This is a genomic window from Sporanaerobacter sp., assembly GCF_047830725.1.
Lineage (GTDB): Bacteria > Bacillota > Clostridia > Tissierellales > Sporanaerobacteraceae > Sporanaerobacter.
In genome coordinates this window covers 583,518-599,711 of record NZ_CP181252.1, presented here as the reverse complement: position 1 = coordinate 599,711, position 16,194 = coordinate 583,518, and the positions used below count along the sequence as shown (strand labels likewise).

The window sequence follows — 16,194 nt, the reverse complement described above, 5'->3', positions numbered from 1 at the left end:
CAGGGGTCGGAGGGGTTATAGTTCTGACCCTTTGACTAGATAATGAGAATAGGGGGATTTTTATGAAGAAGTTTTTTAAGATATTGGGATGGATTGTAGGGATATTTGTGTGTGTATTTTTGGTTTATTTATTAGCTATGACTATTACTGATTATAAACCAGAAGATACCATACCTTTGGAAGTGGAAAACAATCAAGATAAGGCTATATCTACAGGAGAAACGTTTTCAATTACTACCTATAATATAGGATATTGTGGAATGGATAGTGAGCAAGATTTTTTTATGGATGGGGGGACAGGCTCTCGTTCTTCAAGCAAAGAAAAGACTTTGGAAAATTTAAATGGTATAACTGATTTTTTAATAGACAGCAATTCTTCATTCATATTTGTACAAGAAGTCGATACCGATGCTACAAGGAGTTTTCGCATAAATGAGTATGAGCATTTGAAGAAAAACTTTGAGGATTATTCATCAAGTTTTGCAATAAATTATAAAACTCTTTGGGTTCCAGTTCCTGTATTTAAGCCTCATGGCAATGTAAATTCAGCAGGACTAGTTACACTTTCTAAGTACAATATAGATAGTGCTACTAGATATCAATTGCCAGGGAAAGAAAGTTGGCCTCGCCAATTGGCTGAATTGGACAGATGTTTTTTAGAAAGCAGGATTTCTTTGGACAATGGAAAGGAATTGGTTTTAGTAAATACTCATCTTTCTGCCTATGACAAAGGCGGAGAAATACGACTTAAACAACTTGGATTTTTGAAAGAATATATAATGAGTGAATATGAGAAGGGCAATTATATAATAGTAGGTGGAGATTGGAATCATTTGATCCCAACTACAGACCCTACAATATTTAAAACTACGGAACAGTGGCCTGATTGGCTACAGAAGATACCAGAAGATTTCAAACCTAATGAATTCCAGTGGGTAGCAGATAAAAATGTGCCAACTACTAGAACAGATGCTACACCTTATGTGAAAGATGTAAACTTCACTGCTGTCATAGATGGATATTTAGTTTCTGACAATGTGGAAGTACTAAATGTCAAAGGACATTCCTTTGACTTCAAATACACTGACCACAATCCTGTGACTATGGAATTCAAATTAAAATAATTGGCTATCCAGGTAGAAAGGAGAAAATATGTTACTTATACTTAACTGTCTTATAACAGAAAAGAGTGTCAATGATTTCAACAAAGCTATGGCAAAGCACTTAGAAGACTTGCCTATAGAATATGATATTTTTAGGGTGAGAGATGTGAAAAGTATCCCTGATTTAAGCAAATATACTCATCTCATTATATCTGGTTCAGGAGCATCTACATTAGATGACAATTCTTGGGATGAAGATTTGAAAAATATAATACTATATTTTGTCAACAACAACAAAGCTATATTGGGAATATGCTATGGTCATCAATTTCTCGTGAAAACCTTGTTGGGAGTGGAGCATATAAGGAAAACTGCAAATCCAGAAATAGGTTTTACCAAAATAGACATTGCTGACAATGAGCTATTTAGAGGAATAGATGTACCTATATGCTGTGTAGCTCATTATGATGAAGTATTTGATTTAAATGAGGATTTTAGAATAATAGCTAAAAATAGGAATTGTTCTGTTCATGCTTTTCAGTACAAAGATTTGCCCATTTGGGGTACTCAATTTCATCCAGAATATGGGGTGAAAGATGTAGAAGATATGATAGATGAATTTTCTAAAAAAGATCCAAATTTTAATGAGCACTTCATAAATGAACTGGACAATGAGGACAAGCTACTGCAAAATAAGTTGATATTTAGAAATTTTATAAACTCAAGTAAAATACATCTAAGACCTCATCATCTATTGTGCATACAGTCCTATATAGGTAAGGGCTATAGTGAAGAATTTGTGGAAAATATGGATATTGTAGTTGGAAGCTTAAGAAAAGATAAAGACCAAATTATAAGAATAATTGAGGGAAATGACCATGTTTGTAAGCATTGTCCTCACAATATAGATGGAGCAAAATGTGAATCTAATGACAAGGTGATAACAATGGACAAAAAGGTATTAGAGCATTTAGAAATTGCTCCAGGAGAATATACTTATAGCTATTTATTAGATAGACTAAAAGAAAAGTTGACAGAAGAAGCCTTCCAAGATATCTGTGGAGATTGTGAATGGTACGAACTGTGCCATTAGAATGGCTATAGGGACACAAAGTGACCAGCCAAACGAAACGTCCCCGTGGCGGAGTGGCGGAAAATAATTAAACGGGGGATGCATTATGCCAAGAGGGCCTAGAGAAAAAAGCGAAAGTGGAATATACCATGTGATGCTTAGGGGAATAGACAAAAGAAAAATTTTTTTATCTGATGAAGATTGTGAGAAGTTTTTGGATAATGTAGAAAAGGCCATGGAAAAAAGTGAATTCACTATATATGGATATTGTCTTATGGGAAATCATGTACATTTGTTGATAAAAACAGGTACAGAAGATATAGGAGATACTGTCAAAAGAATTGCAGTTGGCTATGTTCAATATTTCAATATAAAATATGGAAGGACAGGCCATCTTTTTCAAAATCGATTTAGAAGTGAACCTGTTGATGATGATTTATACTTTAGAACAGTTCTAAGGTATATTCACCAAAATCCAGTTAAAGCAGGAATAGTAAAAAAACTCTCAGATTACAAATGGAGTAGTTATAGAGAGTATTTCATGAATAAAAATAGATTGATTGATACTAGTTTGGCGATGGAGTATTTTGGAGGCAGGGAAACCTTTGAAAAGTACATGATGGAAGAAAATGATGATGAATGTCTGGAATATAGAGAAAATATCAGGTATACAGATGATGAGCTTAAGGAAGTAATATCTTCTTTCACTGATATTTCAGAATTAAAGAATTTAGATAAAAAATCAAGAGATGAAATTCTTAAGGCAATAAAAGAGAATACTAATGTAAGTAATAGGCAATTGTCAAGGGTATTAGGTATTAACAGGAACATAATAGATAATATAAAATACCATAAATGAAAAACTAACACTGGAAATTAGGATAAGGTGACAGGAGAAACATTATACTGTCACCTTTTTCTATGGGTTGAATAGTGGGACACAAAATGACCAGCCAAGCGAAACGTCCCCATGGTAGTAACTTTTGTTACCGAAATTATGTGAAAAATTGGGTAGACTAATACTAGATTTGTGAAGGAGGTTTTAAAAATGGGAAGGTATTTTGATGAGAATGATTCTATTTATGATATAACTGAAAAATATCCAGAAGTATTGGATTTATTTGTTTCTAGTGGATTTGAAAATATGAAGGATGAGTCTATGAGAAAAACTATGGGAAAGACTGTTTCTTTAAAGATGGCGTTGTCTATGAAGAGGATAAATATTGACACTTTTGTGGATAGAATGGTGGAAATAATTGAGGAAAACAGAAAAGTTGTGGATGAAAGTTTGATTTTATCAAATAGAAATATGGATGCAGATGTGAAAATTGATGGAGTGCTTCCTTGTCCTGTGAGAATTCCACTTATGGATGCTTTCGGCAAATGGATGGAGGAAGAAGGAAAAAGTTTAAATATATCTGTGGATTATGAACTTAAATCAGCTTCAAGTGGTGTGGATTGGATAAAGGATGTATTGGAAAAGGCTGAAACTGAGGAAGTATTGTCGGATATTTTTATTTCCGCTGGTTTTGATCTTTTCTTTGATACAAATCTTATGGGAAAGTTTAAATCTAAAGGTGTATTTAAAGATATGACTGGATTTGAGCATTTGAATTCTGATTTTGACAATGAGTACATTGATTTAAAAGACCCAGCTAGGCAGTATTCTATCATAGGAGTAGTACCAGCAGTATTTCTTGTGAATACAGAAGAGTTAAATGGCAGAGAAATGCCAAAGAGTTGGGAGGATATTTTAAGCACTCAATTCAAAAATACAGTGAGTTTGCCTATTGGGGATTTTGATTTGTTCAATTCTATACTACTTAATATATATAAGAAATATGGAGAAGAAGGAGTAGAAAAATTGGGCAAATCACTTCAAAGAGGAATGCATCCTTCTGAAATGGTTAAGTCTCATATGAAGAGTTCAGAAAAACCAGCAGTTACAATCATGCCTTATTTTTTCACCAAGATGATTAAAAAGGGTAGTCCTATGGTAGCGGTTTGGCCTTCTGATGGAGCTATTATAAGTCCTATATTTTTGCTTTCTAAGAATTCAAATAGTGAAAGGGTGAAGCCTTTTGTAGAATTTTTTTCATCAAAAGCTGTTGGAGAAATATTAGCTCACAATGGAAGATTTCCAAGTACCCATCCAGAGGTAGACAATATGATTTCAAAGGAGCACAAATATATGTGGCTTGGCTGGGATTATATAAATTCAAACAATATTGGAGAGTTGATTCATAAATGCGAGAATATATTTAGTAGAGCTGTAGAGGAGAGATAATATGAATTTAGTTACATTTTCAGGTCCTCCTTCTTCGGGGAAGACTTCTATAATATTAAAGACTATTGAAGCATTAAAGATGAGAGGTGTTTCTGTAGGGGTTGTTAAATTTGACTGTCTCTATACAGATGATGATATATTGTACGAAAAGGCAAATGTGCCTGTGAAAAAAGGACTATCTGGTTCTCTTTGTCCAGACCACTTTTTTGTAAGCAATATTGAAGAGGTGGTTCAGTGGGGTAAAAAGCTTGATTTGGATTTACTCATTACAGAAAGTGCAGGACTTTGCAATAGATGTTCACCTTATATAAAGGGAATTAAATCAGTTTGTGTCATTGACAATTTAAGTGGGATAAATACCCCCAAAAAAATAGGGCCAATGCTTAAATCTGCTGATATTGTAGTTATTACGAAAGGGGATATAGTTTCTCAGGCAGAAAGGGAAGTGTTTTTATCGAGAGTAAATTCTGTAAATCCAAGGGCCATATCCATGCATATAAATGGGCTTACAGGGCAAGGTGCCTATGAACTTAGCACTCTTCTTTATGATGAAGATGAAAATATAGATACAGTCCAAGGGAAAGAATTGAAATTCCCTATGCCATCAGCATTGTGTTCTTATTGTCTTGGAGAAACAAGGATTGGTGAAGCATATCAAATGGGGAATATAAGAAAGATGAAATTAGGTGATGAAGATGAAAAATAGGGTGAATTCAATTAAGATAGGAGAATTAAAACAAAAATACCCTTTTATAATGGATTATTTTGCTGCCAATAAGCTAAATATAGATGGCTATGAAGACTATAGTTTTAAGGAGTATTTAGAACATTTCACCGAAGAAGAAAAAGAACAATGGGCTATTGATACTGAAGTTCTAATGGAAGGACTAACTTTATATATAAATCAAATGTTAGAGTTTCTTGGAATAAAAGAAGAAACTTCCGTTAAAAGTCTAACTATATTGGCAGGTCGAGATAAAAGTGGAGATAGGGAAGGGTTTGAAAAAATAGATATAAAAAGTGGAGAAATTATTTCCATTGTAGGTCCTACTGGTTCAGGGAAGAGTAGACTTTTGGCAGATATTGAGTGGGCAGCCCAAAATGACACTCCTACAGGAAGGACTATTCTCATAAATGATGAAGTACCAGATAAAAAGTGGAGATTTTCTTCCAACAATAGACTTGTAGCTCAACTTTCACAAAATATGAATTTTGTCATGGATTTGACTGTTCATGAATTTTTAACTCTTCATGCTAAAAGTAGAATGGTAGAAAATGAAGAGGAAGTTGTGAAAAACATTATAGATGCAGCAAACAATTTGGCAGGGGAAAAATTTGATTTAAATACCCCTATAACTAGTCTTAGTGGTGGACAGTCGAGGGCTCTAATGATCGCAGACACAGCAATTTTGAGTTCATCCCCTATAGTTTTAATTGATGAAATTGAAAATGCAGGTATTGACAGAAAGAAAGCACTACATCTATTGGTAAGTAGTGACAAAATTGTCCTCATGGCTACTCATGACCCAATTTTAGCTCTTATGGGTGATAGGAGAATTGTCATAAAAAATGGTGGAATAAAAGACATTATAGAGATTAGTGATGAAGAAAAAGAAGTACTACTTCAATTAGAGAAAATGGACAGTATTATTCAAAAGATGAGAAATGGTTTGAGAAATGGAGAAAAACTAGAAATGTGTAACGATTGTTACCGAAGTTAAAGAGAATGTATACTAATATAGTCTTACAAAGAAAAATATTGAGGAGGTAAAAAAATGAATATGTTTTGTTATCAATGTCAAGAAACAGCTAAGGGAAAAGGCTGTACAATGCAAGGAGTATGTGGAAAGACTTCTGATGTGGCAAATTTACAAGATTTATTGATTTACACATTAAAGGGAATATCAATATTGGGATTAAAGGCTGATGAAGCAAATATGAGTATATCAGAAGTAAATAAGCTGCTACTAGATGGACTATTTATGACAATAACAAATGCAAATTTTGATAAGGATAGATTTGTTAAAAAAATTGGAGAAGCTCTTGAGTTGAGAGAAGAACTTAAAGCTCAATTAAAAGAAAAAGGCGTAGAGCTAGAAAATCTTCATGATTCAGCTACATGGTATGGAGAAACAGTTGAGGCTTTTGAAGCTAAGGCTGATAGTGTGCAAGTTGGGGTATTGGCAACAGAAAATGAAGATATTCGCTCCCTTAGAGAATTAATCACCTATGGAGTAAAGGGAATGGCTGCTTATCTAGAACATGCAGCAAATTTAGGTTTTGAAGATGAAAATATATACAAATTCATGAGAAAAGCTTTAGTAGCTACGTTGGATGATAGCCTTACAGTAGATGAACTTGTAGCACTTACATTGGAAACAGGTAAATATGGTGTAGATACTATGGCATTATTAGACAAGGCCAATACTGAGACTTATGGAAATCCAGAAATTACAGAGGTAAATATAGGGGTTAGAAAGAATCCAGCAATACTTATATCAGGTCATGATTTAAAGGATATGGAAGAACTTTTAAAACAAACTGAAGGTACTGGAGTAGATGTATATACCCATGGTGAAATGTTGCCAGCACATTATTATCCAGCATTTAAGAAATATCCTCATTTTGCAGGGAACTATGGAAATGCTTGGTGGAAACAAAAAGAAGAATTTGAAAAATTCAATGGTCCAATACTATTTACAACTAACTGTATAGTGCCACCTGCACCTAATAGTTCATATATGGATAGAGTTTATACTACAGGTTCTACAGGTTATCCAGGATTTAAGCATATACCTAATAGAGTAGATGGAAAGGCAAAAGATTTTTCTGAAATAATTGAACATGCAAAGAGATTGCCAGCACCTACTGAAATTGAAACAGGAAAAATTGTTGGAGGATTTGCTCACAATCAAGTATTTGCATTGGCTGATCAAATTGTAGAAGCTGTAAAGACTGGAGCAATAAAGAAATTCTTTGTAATGGCTGGATGTGATGGAAGGATGAAATCAAGAGATTATTACACAGAATTTGCAAAAGCTCTTCCAAGGGATACTGTCATTCTTACAGCAGGATGTGCAAAATATAGATACAACAAATTAGATCTTGGAGATATAAATGGAATTCCAAGGGTGCTTGATGCAGGGCAATGCAATGATTCTTATTCATTAGCACTTATAGCACTTAAATTGAAGGAAATATTTGAACTTGAAGATGTAAATGAATTGCCAATAGCATACAATATTGCATGGTATGAGCAAAAAGCTGTTATAGTACTTCTTGCATTGTTGTATCTAGGAGTTAAGAATATTCATCTAGGACCAACTTTACCAGCATTTCTTTCACCAAATGTAGCTAATGTATTGGTTGAAAACTTTGGAATAGCAGGAATCACAAATGTAGAAGATGATATGAAAATATTTATGGCATAGATACACTGGCTAAGTATACTATAGAACCAAGTGAAGAAGCTAAATGTAATGCAAAGGAAAAGGACGCATTACATTTAGTTTCTTCAGTATATGGCAAATGCGACTATTTCATAACATGCGATGATAAGTTAATTGCAACCATAATTGGCAATAGATTAGATAAAGAAATAATTGAAAAGGGTTCCAAAGCACTTATTAGAGAATTGGGATATTCAGGGTTTTTGAGATTCATAAGACAAATTGATGAATATGGAAATGAAGATTATTTAGAAATTGAAAAAGAAATATTCGAAGATATGTCTTTAGACCATATATATGATAGTGCAACAAAATATTGGGAGAACAAAAAAGCGTAGGGGTGGCATTGGCCGCCCCTTAGTTATTTTTTAGTAGAGTTTTGAATATGCAAGGATTTTGTGGTTTTATGTAGAATATAAAAATGATAGGTGGTGATAGGGTGTATGAAAATGTGATTAAATTTATAAAAAATTATATGGAGACGAATAAAAGAAAGAGATTTGAACTTGATGAATTAGAGGATTATATCATACATATATATGGTGGGAAAAGTGGTTATGAAAAAAACGGTGGATATTTTAAATTATATGTTGGAATTTTAAAAGCTGTAGATGAGGGAAAGATTAGGGCTATAAAGAGTTCAAATTATAATGGGATGAATCCTCCACTTAAAACAAAGTGGGAAATACTTCAAAAAGAAAGCGTTGGTCAGTGGGATAAAAATGAGATGCTTAAAATGTCAGATCTTTTAGACTTTAAATATTATGAAAGACATCCAGAATATGAAAATAGCGTAGAATGGGAATATATAAGAAATATATATAGTTTTTTAAAAGAAAGAGACAATAGAGAATGGGCAAGTTTGGAAGAAAGATCTTTGGAATTATTTTATGATGAAAAATTTCTATATTCCAAAAGGAAAGATAAAATTGACAATAAAATACTTACAAGATTAGGTTTAGATTATGAAGATTTAAAGATGAAAAAGTATGGTGAAATGTTTATATATTGGAATAGAGGAATAGATAAGATAAAAAATGTCATAATTCTTGAAAATCATTCTACTTTTTTCTCATATAAAAGGGCATGTGAAATGGGAGTGGATATATTTGGGGATTTACCTGATTTGCTCATATTTGGTCAAGGCAAAAAGATAATAAATAGCTTTTCTTTTATAAAAGAGCTGACTTCTCCTTTGAAACTAGAAATACTGTATTTTGGGGATATTGATCCTGAAGGATTTATGATATATAGAAGTTTTAAAGAAAGATATAAAGATTTAAATATAAATTTGCAAATTAAAGCCTATGTGCAACTTTTAAAAATTGGAAACAGAAAGTATCCTTGCGTTGGTCAAAGGAAAAATATCCGAGATTTAAATTTTGTACTAGATGAATTTCATGCTCATTTTTTGGATGAGTATGGGGAAATGCTAAAAAATTTATGGAATGAAGATAGAAGAATTCCCCAAGAACTCATAAATTATGAATACATATTGAAAGGTGATAGATGATATGTCAATTGAAAAAGGGTTTTTTGATAGAATGAAAAAAATTGAAGTTATGAGGATGTTGGGGACAGGCATGGACGTAGGAGAACTCAATGAGTTTTCTCATGAGATATGTTTTCTTTTACTACTCAATATATTTAAGAGAGAATTAACTGAAAACCCAAATAGAAGTAGAACTGATATGATTCATATTGTAGAAGATATATTGAGGGATATGAAAATAGATACTTCAAAAGAAAATATTGAGAGAATTGTAGATGGTACCTTGTGGTATAGGGATCCAAACAAACAAGAATATTTTAGTTCAACTATTTACAATGAACAAAGTGGAAGTAGAGAAGAATATGTATTTAGATATTTAAAAATAGATAGAGAACACAGTAATTGGGAAGATGGTGGCCCTACTGTGTATATGCTGTCTTCAGAATCTCAGGAAATGATTTTTATAACAAGAGAGATACTGGAGGAGTTTGGATTTGATGTAGAGCAGTTCTATACCCTTCAACTCATAAAGACGGGAAATTTCACCAAGGCTCAAAGTAGCGTAGACAATCTTATAGCTAGAGTCAGAACTCTCATACGAAGGGAAAAAGAATATAAGCAAGATATGATAAGAGATCCTCAAACTATGTTTTTTGATAGAAAGAGAAATGCGAGAAAGACAGAAGAGATAAAAAGGCAATTTGAAGATGAACAAAAAGTATTTGATGAGATGTTTTCTTGGAAGGGCAGATATGATTCTCTTCCTGATGAAAAAAAGTATGAGGCTAAACTAATGTTTGAAAATTTAGAAACAGCTAGAGTGCTTCATGACAATTTAGCTAAAATAGTCATGGAAAACATAGCTTATGAGATGGAAGTTAGAGTCAAATATCCAGAAAGTTTTTGGAAGAGTTCAAATGTAAGTTTTAAAAAAGATATTTGGAAAAATATTTTAGTGAAAAATGGACTTGAAAATTTTGAACAGTTGGAATATATTCTGTCGCCGCTTTTTTCTCCAAAGCTTGATTTTATATTTCCATTAGAATGGGCTTGGAATGAGCAAATGGTTAAAAATTATTTTCAAGATGTGATAGAGGATGAAGAAGAAGAGGAAGAAGAAATTTATTTTACAGAAGAAACCGATTGGGAGCAAATAGTGGAATTGTGGAAATTTATATTTGATTTGCTTCTTCAAAGGGGAGAGTTTTCTATAGGGGAGTTAAATAAAATAAGTGATGAAGAAAAAGAAAAGTGGTTAAGTCAAAGAGAGAATATTGAACTTTTCATGATGTTTGTCATATCTGAAGTGGTTTTGGTTGAAAATTTTGAGGGAATAGATGAGAGATTGAAACTTTTTAGTTTGCTATGTGAAAGTGATGAAAAGTACAAAGCTCTCTATGGGAAGAGGATAAAGAGTGTTGTTGAAATAGATAAATCTCCACTTTTGTGGAGTGAAGTATATATATCACCTTATACAATATATGTGGAGGAAAATTGAAATGAGCTATTCAAATGAAAATATACAAAAGGCTTCTCAAGTTTTTTTCTATCTTTTGAAGAACAAAATAGTACCTATAAACGATACTTTTGGAAATGAGTATATTGAAAATCTTGAAGTAAGAGAAATTGTCAAGACCATGGCAGATGAGGCTGGACTTTTAGTTTTTCATATTGGGGGAAATGTGCATTTAGTTAGTAATCCTGACAATTCTATTTTTGCTACTTCTTATACTCATATGAAAGAAAAGTATAAGGGACTCAAAAAGAAAAAATATTTTTATCTTGCAAATATTATTATATGTATATTTTTATCAGAAGTTGACAAAGAAAAGTTTGTAAGAATTAGGGCAGAAGAAGAAGGTATTTCCTATTATAAATTGGAGGATATCATCACCAAAACTATTGAATCTTGGAAAAAGCGAAATGATGAAGAGGAAAATTTTTCAAAAGATTGGGCTTTAGCTATTGATGATATATATACTTTGTGGACGTTGGAACTTTCTCATTCAAAGCCATCAAATAGTGAAGAACTTCCATTTAGCAAATCTATAGATACAAGACTTGGATTTATTCATGAAGCTTTAAAACCTTTAAAAGATGAAGGACTTATTGTAGATATGATGAAAGAATCTAGGATAATACCTAAAGATGAGCTTTATGAAAGGCTTAATTATTTATATCACAGTCAAGAGAGGTATGAGGAAATCATGGGTCTTATAGAGGATACAAAGGAGGGTTTTTAATATGCCAAGAATTTCTAAAATTAGGCTTGTAGGCTGCAAATATGATGGATTTAAAAAGGAGCATGAAAATTCTATATTTGATTTGACCAAAGATGGAAGCCCAGATCACACTCTTTTTACTTTGAAGAATGGTGGGGGAAAAGGTGTCATGATGCAGCTTATATTTCAAATAATGCTACCTGAAACTCGATGGGGGAAAAACAATGGAAACAAAATAAGCTCTATGTTTTATGATCAAAAGGGCAGATTAAATCCCTACACATTCCATGTATTATTGGAATGGAAATTAGATACGAATAGAGAAAAATATCTTATTACGGGAATATGTATGAAAGCCTATAGGAAAAATGTAGGGAAAAATGAAGATGATGATGAGAAGATAGGTTTAAACTATTTTCTATATACTTATGAGCATGAAAACAATGGATTTTATACTTTGGAAAATATACCTGTTTATGATAGAGACAATGAAAAGGCTGTAGAAATGGAAGTGTTTGAAAAGTTCATAGAAGACAATAGAAGGGATTTTGTGAAATATTCTCAAAGCAGTGCAAAAAGGCTTGATTCAAATTTTTATGAATATATGAAGAGATGGGGAATTTATAGATCTGAATGGGAAATTTTAAAGGTTATAAACAAAGTAGAAGGAGGAGTAGGGGATTATTTTCAAAAGGCTACAGACAACAAGGCGATTTTTGACAATCTCATACTTCCGGCCATATCTGAGAATATGAAGAATTATGAATATGAAGGTGATGGTCTTAAGGAAATGTTTAAGAGCAATCTTTATATAACGAGAAATTTGCCTATACTGCTGAAACGAGAAGGAGATTTTAGGGAACTTTCTATAGCTATAAATCCTTTGATTAGGAATGCAGAGATAGGTTCAAAATTTTTAGACATAAAGGAAAGATGTATTGCTGATGGAAATGATCTATATTTTATTTTGAAGGATGAAGAAAAAAATGCAGAAAAGAATATTGAAAAGTGGGAAAGTGAAATAATAAAAAGCAAAGAAAAACAAGAGGAACTATTATTTCAAAGAGAAAATTTAGAATATGCTGAAGTCAATAGAGAAATAGAAAAAATTGAAGAAAAGAATAAAGTACTAGATGTAAGTATAGCTGAAGCAAAAGAAAAAATAGCTGATGAGAAGCATTTAGAGAAACTATATGAAATAAACAAGATATTGACTGAAGTAAATGAAATTGAGCTTTTACTTAAAGAAAAGACAGCTGAAAGGCAAAGGCTTATAGATAGTTTAGAATTAGATGATACCAAGAAGAGATTGGAAGAACTAGATTTAGAAATAAAAGATAAATGGGAAGGTTTGAAGGTTAAATGGGAAGATGTTTCAAATAAGTATTATGGCTATGACAATTATCTTAATAGAGAAATCGAAAATATATATACTCAAAAATCCAAGATGAAAGAAGTAGAAAAAGGGATAGAAATAGAAATAAATAAATTTTCTTTAAGAAAGGAAGAAAATCAAAGGGAATACGGAAGACTTTCAAATATATTCGATCCTTTCAGTATGAGTTTTCCAGAAAAACTTTTAGATGATATAAAAAGTAGATGTGAAAACGAAATGAAAAAAGTAGAAAGGCTTGAGATTGAAATTGAAGAAAAAAGAAAAAATAAAAATCAATTGGAAATTGAAAAAAATAAAATTGAGATAGAAAAGAAAAATGAAAAAGGAAAGATAAAAGAGCTTAAAAAAGAGTTTGATATTGTAGAGAAGATAGAAATGGATTTAAAAAAGAGAATATGCTGGGAACTTGGTATTGATGATGTAAAAGAAGATATATCTTCTTCTTGGATTGATGAAAAACTATATAGTTTGGAATTAGTTTTGAGTGAAAAGGAAAATAAAATAGAAGAATTCAAGAAAAATCTTTGGGAAAGCAATATAGATAAATCTTTAAATAAAGATAGGGAGTATTGGATACCCAACAAAGACATATTGGATTTAAAAGAGAGAATTATATCTGTTGGTATAAATGTTCAAACAGGTATGGAATTTTTAAATGGAATGAAGAAAGAAGAAATACAAGAAATACTTAAAGCTAATCCTTCTTTCATATATGGATTGGTCATTGGAAATGAAGAAGATTGGAAGATAATAGAAAAGACTATTGATAGAGATTTTTTAGTACGCAATTTAGTTCCTATATACTTAAGGACAAATATGGGAAATCATGAAAAAGAGTTCAATACAGTAGACAACAAGGGTTTTGATTTTATTTATAGTGAAAAATATATTGAATGGATTGACAATATAGACAGGGAATACAATAGCATAGAAGAAATCATAGATAGTTTTAAAGAAAGAGTTGGGGAAATTAACAATTTAATTGGGGATATAAAAAATTGGAAATTTGGCAAAAATTCTATTGAAATTCAAAGTGAAATTGATAATCATAAATCTCTAAGTGAAGAACTGGAAAGAAAAGAAGGTAAGTTAAAAGTTCAATTGTATGAGGAAGAAAAGTTAATAAGCACAATGACTAGTGAATTTAAGAATTCTAAAAATGAAGTGGAAAAATATAAAGACAATTTAGCTGAGTTGAAAAAGTATGTAGAAGCAAATGCAATTGTCTTGAAAGAAGAGAAAATTTACAATGAGAATTTAGAAAAGCTTGAAGATGTAAGGCAAAAAATTAAGAGTGCAGAAAAAGACATGGAATTCAAAAAAAGTATGAGAGAATCCAACAATTTAGAATATGAAAAATGGAAAATTGAAATTGAAAATAAACTTGAAAGTATAAAAAAGGCAATACCTGAAGCTAAAGTTTGTTTCAATCAAATCAAAGATTTAGAAATAGCTTCTATGCCTATCTATGAAATATGGGAAGGAGATATATTTGTAGATTTAAGAGAGAGAAGTGCATTGGCAGAGGATATTGAAAAGAGAAATGGTGAAATAAAATTTATTCAAAAAGATATAGACCATTTCCTTGAGAAAATCGAAGTTCGTAGAAAAGATTTAGAAAAAATAGATGTGCTTTGGGAAAAATATGAGAGTTTGAAATTATCCTTAAATGAAATAGTCATTAGGCTTGAAGAAGTAAAGAAGAATTTAAAAGCTCATGAATATGAATACAATAGTTTAAAATCTGAAAAGGATAGACTAGTTGGAAGTTTAGAAGAAAAGCAAAAAAACTTTATAAAGCTTGGAAAGAGAATACAGAAGAATTTTGGTAGGGCTCCTCAAATTTGGGCAGATTTAGACCTTTTAGAAAAGAGCATGTATATAGAAAAAGAATATAAAGAGAATAAGGAATATTTAGTTCAGGCAGAAAAAATATTGGAAGAGAGAAAAAAATACAAAAATCAAATACGGGAATTCATTTTGCAGCTTGATGGATATAAGGAAATAGATTTTCACAAGGGAAAGATCAACAAGATATTAAAGGAAAAATTCATAAACAATTCACAGATAGAAGTAGAAGAGTGGATCAGAAGATACAAAAAGAGTGAGGATGATTTGAGTAGAGAAATTGAAAAAGGAGAGGAATATTTAAAGACTTTTAAGGAAATTGTTGAAACTAAAGTTTATGATGAGGTTCTAAAGGCAAGGATACTAAATGAAATGCAGAAAGTAGGTATAAGCAAATTTAAAGCAAATTTAGAGTCTTTTGGAAGCATGAAAAACTATTTTCAAATAGAACTAAATACCCTTTCAAGTGACAAAGAAAAGGCAGAACAGGCAAGAAATCAATGGACCACAAGAGCTTCAAAGAGAGTTTTGAAGATAGTAGAATCATTGAGAGAAATGGTTTCGGGAATGGTATATATAAATGAAAATGAGTATTCATTTCCTCTTGTGAAGCTTAAAGGAGAAGAAAGGCTTCCCAAAGAGGAAGAAGATGTATTGTTTTTGTTGAAAGAATATTTTGTGGAAGCTATAGAAAAAGTGTTTAGCGAAAATGAAAATATTGAGGATATTGATGACAAAAAACTTGAGGAAATAATGAGCGATAAAGTCATATTTTCCAAAGCCCTTCAAGGAAGATATCCAATACTTATGGTATACAAGATGACAGAGAAAAATGAATTCAAATATAAAAAGCCAAGGGACTACTACTATACTACCTGGGAAGCTATCAACAAAGGAGAAGGAGATATGCCAGAAGGAAGTGGTGGCCAGACCCTTTCCATAAATACTTTTGTCATAATGATGCTTATGAACTACAAAAAAAGGCATATCGGAAATGAAAATCCTTGGACTGTTTTAGTTCTTGACAATCCATTTGGGAAGGCCTCGGCTAAACATATATTGGACCCAGTGTTTGAAATTGCCGATAAATTGAACTTTCAAATAATAGCTTTTGCTGCTCCGGAAATCATAAAAGTAGAGATAAGCGAGAGATTTCCTGTATTTTGGGAGCTTAGAATTGGTCATGATGAAAAAGAAGGACTTATCACAGGAAAGGTAATGCATGGAGGAAGAAAAATGTAATGAATTATAAGATGAGAAAAAAATCGACACTGGGGAGGTGCCGATTCTTTCTCTTTACCAAAAGTATAAAAACCAATATTAGG

12 protein-coding genes are annotated in these 16,194 nt (G+C 31.8%); all 12 read left to right on the top strand.

Annotated elements, in window-relative coordinates; genetic code table 11:
* Nucleotides 1-62 precede the first annotated feature (62 nt).
* The gene (locus ACFWUA_RS02835; RefSeq protein WP_416198657.1) at nucleotides 63-1,124 is read left to right on the top strand and encodes an endonuclease/exonuclease/phosphatase family protein; all 1,062 of its coding nucleotides are present in this window, start codon (nucleotides 63-65) and stop codon (nucleotides 1,122-1,124) included.
* A gap of 28 nt (nucleotides 1,125-1,152) precedes the next feature.
* Nucleotides 1,153-2,196, top strand: coding sequence for a DUF1284 domain-containing protein (locus ACFWUA_RS02830; protein ID WP_416198656.1), 1,044 nt, complete (start codon nucleotides 1,153-1,155; stop codon nucleotides 2,194-2,196).
* Between the two features lie 85 nt (nucleotides 2,197-2,281).
* Nucleotides 2,282-3,034: an REP-associated tyrosine transposase gene (locus tag ACFWUA_RS02825; protein ID WP_416198655.1), complete on the top strand. Its 753-nt coding sequence runs from the start codon at nucleotides 2,282-2,284 to the stop codon at nucleotides 3,032-3,034.
* 189 nt (nucleotides 3,035-3,223) lie between these two features.
* Complete coding sequence (locus ACFWUA_RS02820; protein ID WP_416198654.1) at nucleotides 3,224-4,462, top strand: ABC transporter substrate-binding protein; 1,239 nt, start codon at nucleotides 3,224-3,226, stop codon at nucleotides 4,460-4,462.
* Nucleotide 4,463: 1 nt separating this feature from the next.
* Nucleotides 4,464-5,168: a GTP-binding protein gene (locus tag ACFWUA_RS02815; protein WP_416198653.1), complete on the top strand. Its 705-nt coding sequence runs from the start codon at nucleotides 4,464-4,466 to the stop codon at nucleotides 5,166-5,168.
* Nucleotides 5,158-6,183 (top strand): ATP-binding cassette domain-containing protein, encoded by a 1,026-nt coding sequence (locus ACFWUA_RS02810; RefSeq protein ID WP_416199165.1) that lies wholly within the window; start codon nucleotides 5,158-5,160, stop codon nucleotides 6,181-6,183. Before ACFWUA_RS02815 ends, ACFWUA_RS02810 begins: the two co-directional genes overlap by 11 nt.
* Nucleotides 6,184-6,237: 54 nt before the next feature.
* Entirely contained in the window at nucleotides 6,238-7,893 is a 1,656-nt protein-coding gene (gene hcp, locus ACFWUA_RS02805; protein ID WP_416198652.1) for a hydroxylamine reductase, read from the top strand.
* A gap of 221 nt (nucleotides 7,894-8,114) precedes the next feature.
* Nucleotides 8,115-8,249, top strand: a complete 135-nt coding sequence (locus tag ACFWUA_RS02800) for a hypothetical protein (protein ID WP_416198651.1) — start codon at nucleotides 8,115-8,117, stop codon at nucleotides 8,247-8,249.
* Nucleotides 8,250-8,350: 101 nt separating this feature from the next.
* Complete coding sequence (locus ACFWUA_RS02795; protein WP_416198650.1) at nucleotides 8,351-9,424, top strand: Wadjet anti-phage system protein JetD domain-containing protein; 1,074 nt, start codon at nucleotides 8,351-8,353, stop codon at nucleotides 9,422-9,424.
* Nucleotide 9,425: 1 nt separating this feature from the next.
* Nucleotides 9,426-10,901, top strand: a complete 1,476-nt coding sequence (locus tag ACFWUA_RS02790; RefSeq protein ID WP_416198649.1) for a hypothetical protein — start codon at nucleotides 9,426-9,428, stop codon at nucleotides 10,899-10,901.
* 1 nt (nucleotide 10,902) lies between these two features.
* Nucleotides 10,903-11,646, top strand: coding sequence for a DUF6063 family protein (locus ACFWUA_RS02785; RefSeq protein WP_416198648.1), 744 nt, complete (start codon nucleotides 10,903-10,905; stop codon nucleotides 11,644-11,646).
* A 1-nt stretch (nucleotide 11,647) separates the two neighbouring features.
* Nucleotides 11,648-16,111: a hypothetical protein gene (locus ACFWUA_RS02780; RefSeq protein ID WP_416198647.1), complete on the top strand. Its 4,464-nt coding sequence runs from the start codon at nucleotides 11,648-11,650 to the stop codon at nucleotides 16,109-16,111.
* The last annotated feature ends 83 nt before the right edge of the window (nucleotides 16,112-16,194 follow it).

What these genes read in the sequence shown, in the direction of transcription:
- ACFWUA_RS02790 (WP_416198649.1), top strand. Translation starts at nt 9,426, where the DNA reads ATGTCAATTGAAAAAGGGTTTTTTGATAGAATGAAAAAAATTGAAGTT.
- ACFWUA_RS02835 (WP_416198657.1), top strand. Translation starts at nt 63, where the DNA reads ATGAAGAAGTTTTTTAAGATATTGGGATGGATTGTAGGGATATTTGTG.
- ACFWUA_RS02815 (WP_416198653.1), top strand. Translation starts at nt 4,464, where the DNA reads ATGAATTTAGTTACATTTTCAGGTCCTCCTTCTTCGGGGAAGACTTCT.
- hcp (WP_416198652.1), top strand. Translation starts at nt 6,238, where the DNA reads ATGAATATGTTTTGTTATCAATGTCAAGAAACAGCTAAGGGAAAAGGC.
- ACFWUA_RS02820 (WP_416198654.1), top strand. Translation starts at nt 3,224, where the DNA reads ATGGGAAGGTATTTTGATGAGAATGATTCTATTTATGATATAACTGAA.
- ACFWUA_RS02830 (WP_416198656.1), top strand. Translation starts at nt 1,153, where the DNA reads ATGTTACTTATACTTAACTGTCTTATAACAGAAAAGAGTGTCAATGAT.
- ACFWUA_RS02785 (WP_416198648.1), top strand. Translation starts at nt 10,903, where the DNA reads ATGAGCTATTCAAATGAAAATATACAAAAGGCTTCTCAAGTTTTTTTC.
- ACFWUA_RS02780 (WP_416198647.1), top strand. Translation starts at nt 11,648, where the DNA reads ATGCCAAGAATTTCTAAAATTAGGCTTGTAGGCTGCAAATATGATGGA.
- ACFWUA_RS02825 (WP_416198655.1), top strand. Translation starts at nt 2,282, where the DNA reads ATGCCAAGAGGGCCTAGAGAAAAAAGCGAAAGTGGAATATACCATGTG.
- ACFWUA_RS02810 (WP_416199165.1), top strand. Translation starts at nt 5,158, where the DNA reads ATGAAAAATAGGGTGAATTCAATTAAGATAGGAGAATTAAAACAAAAA.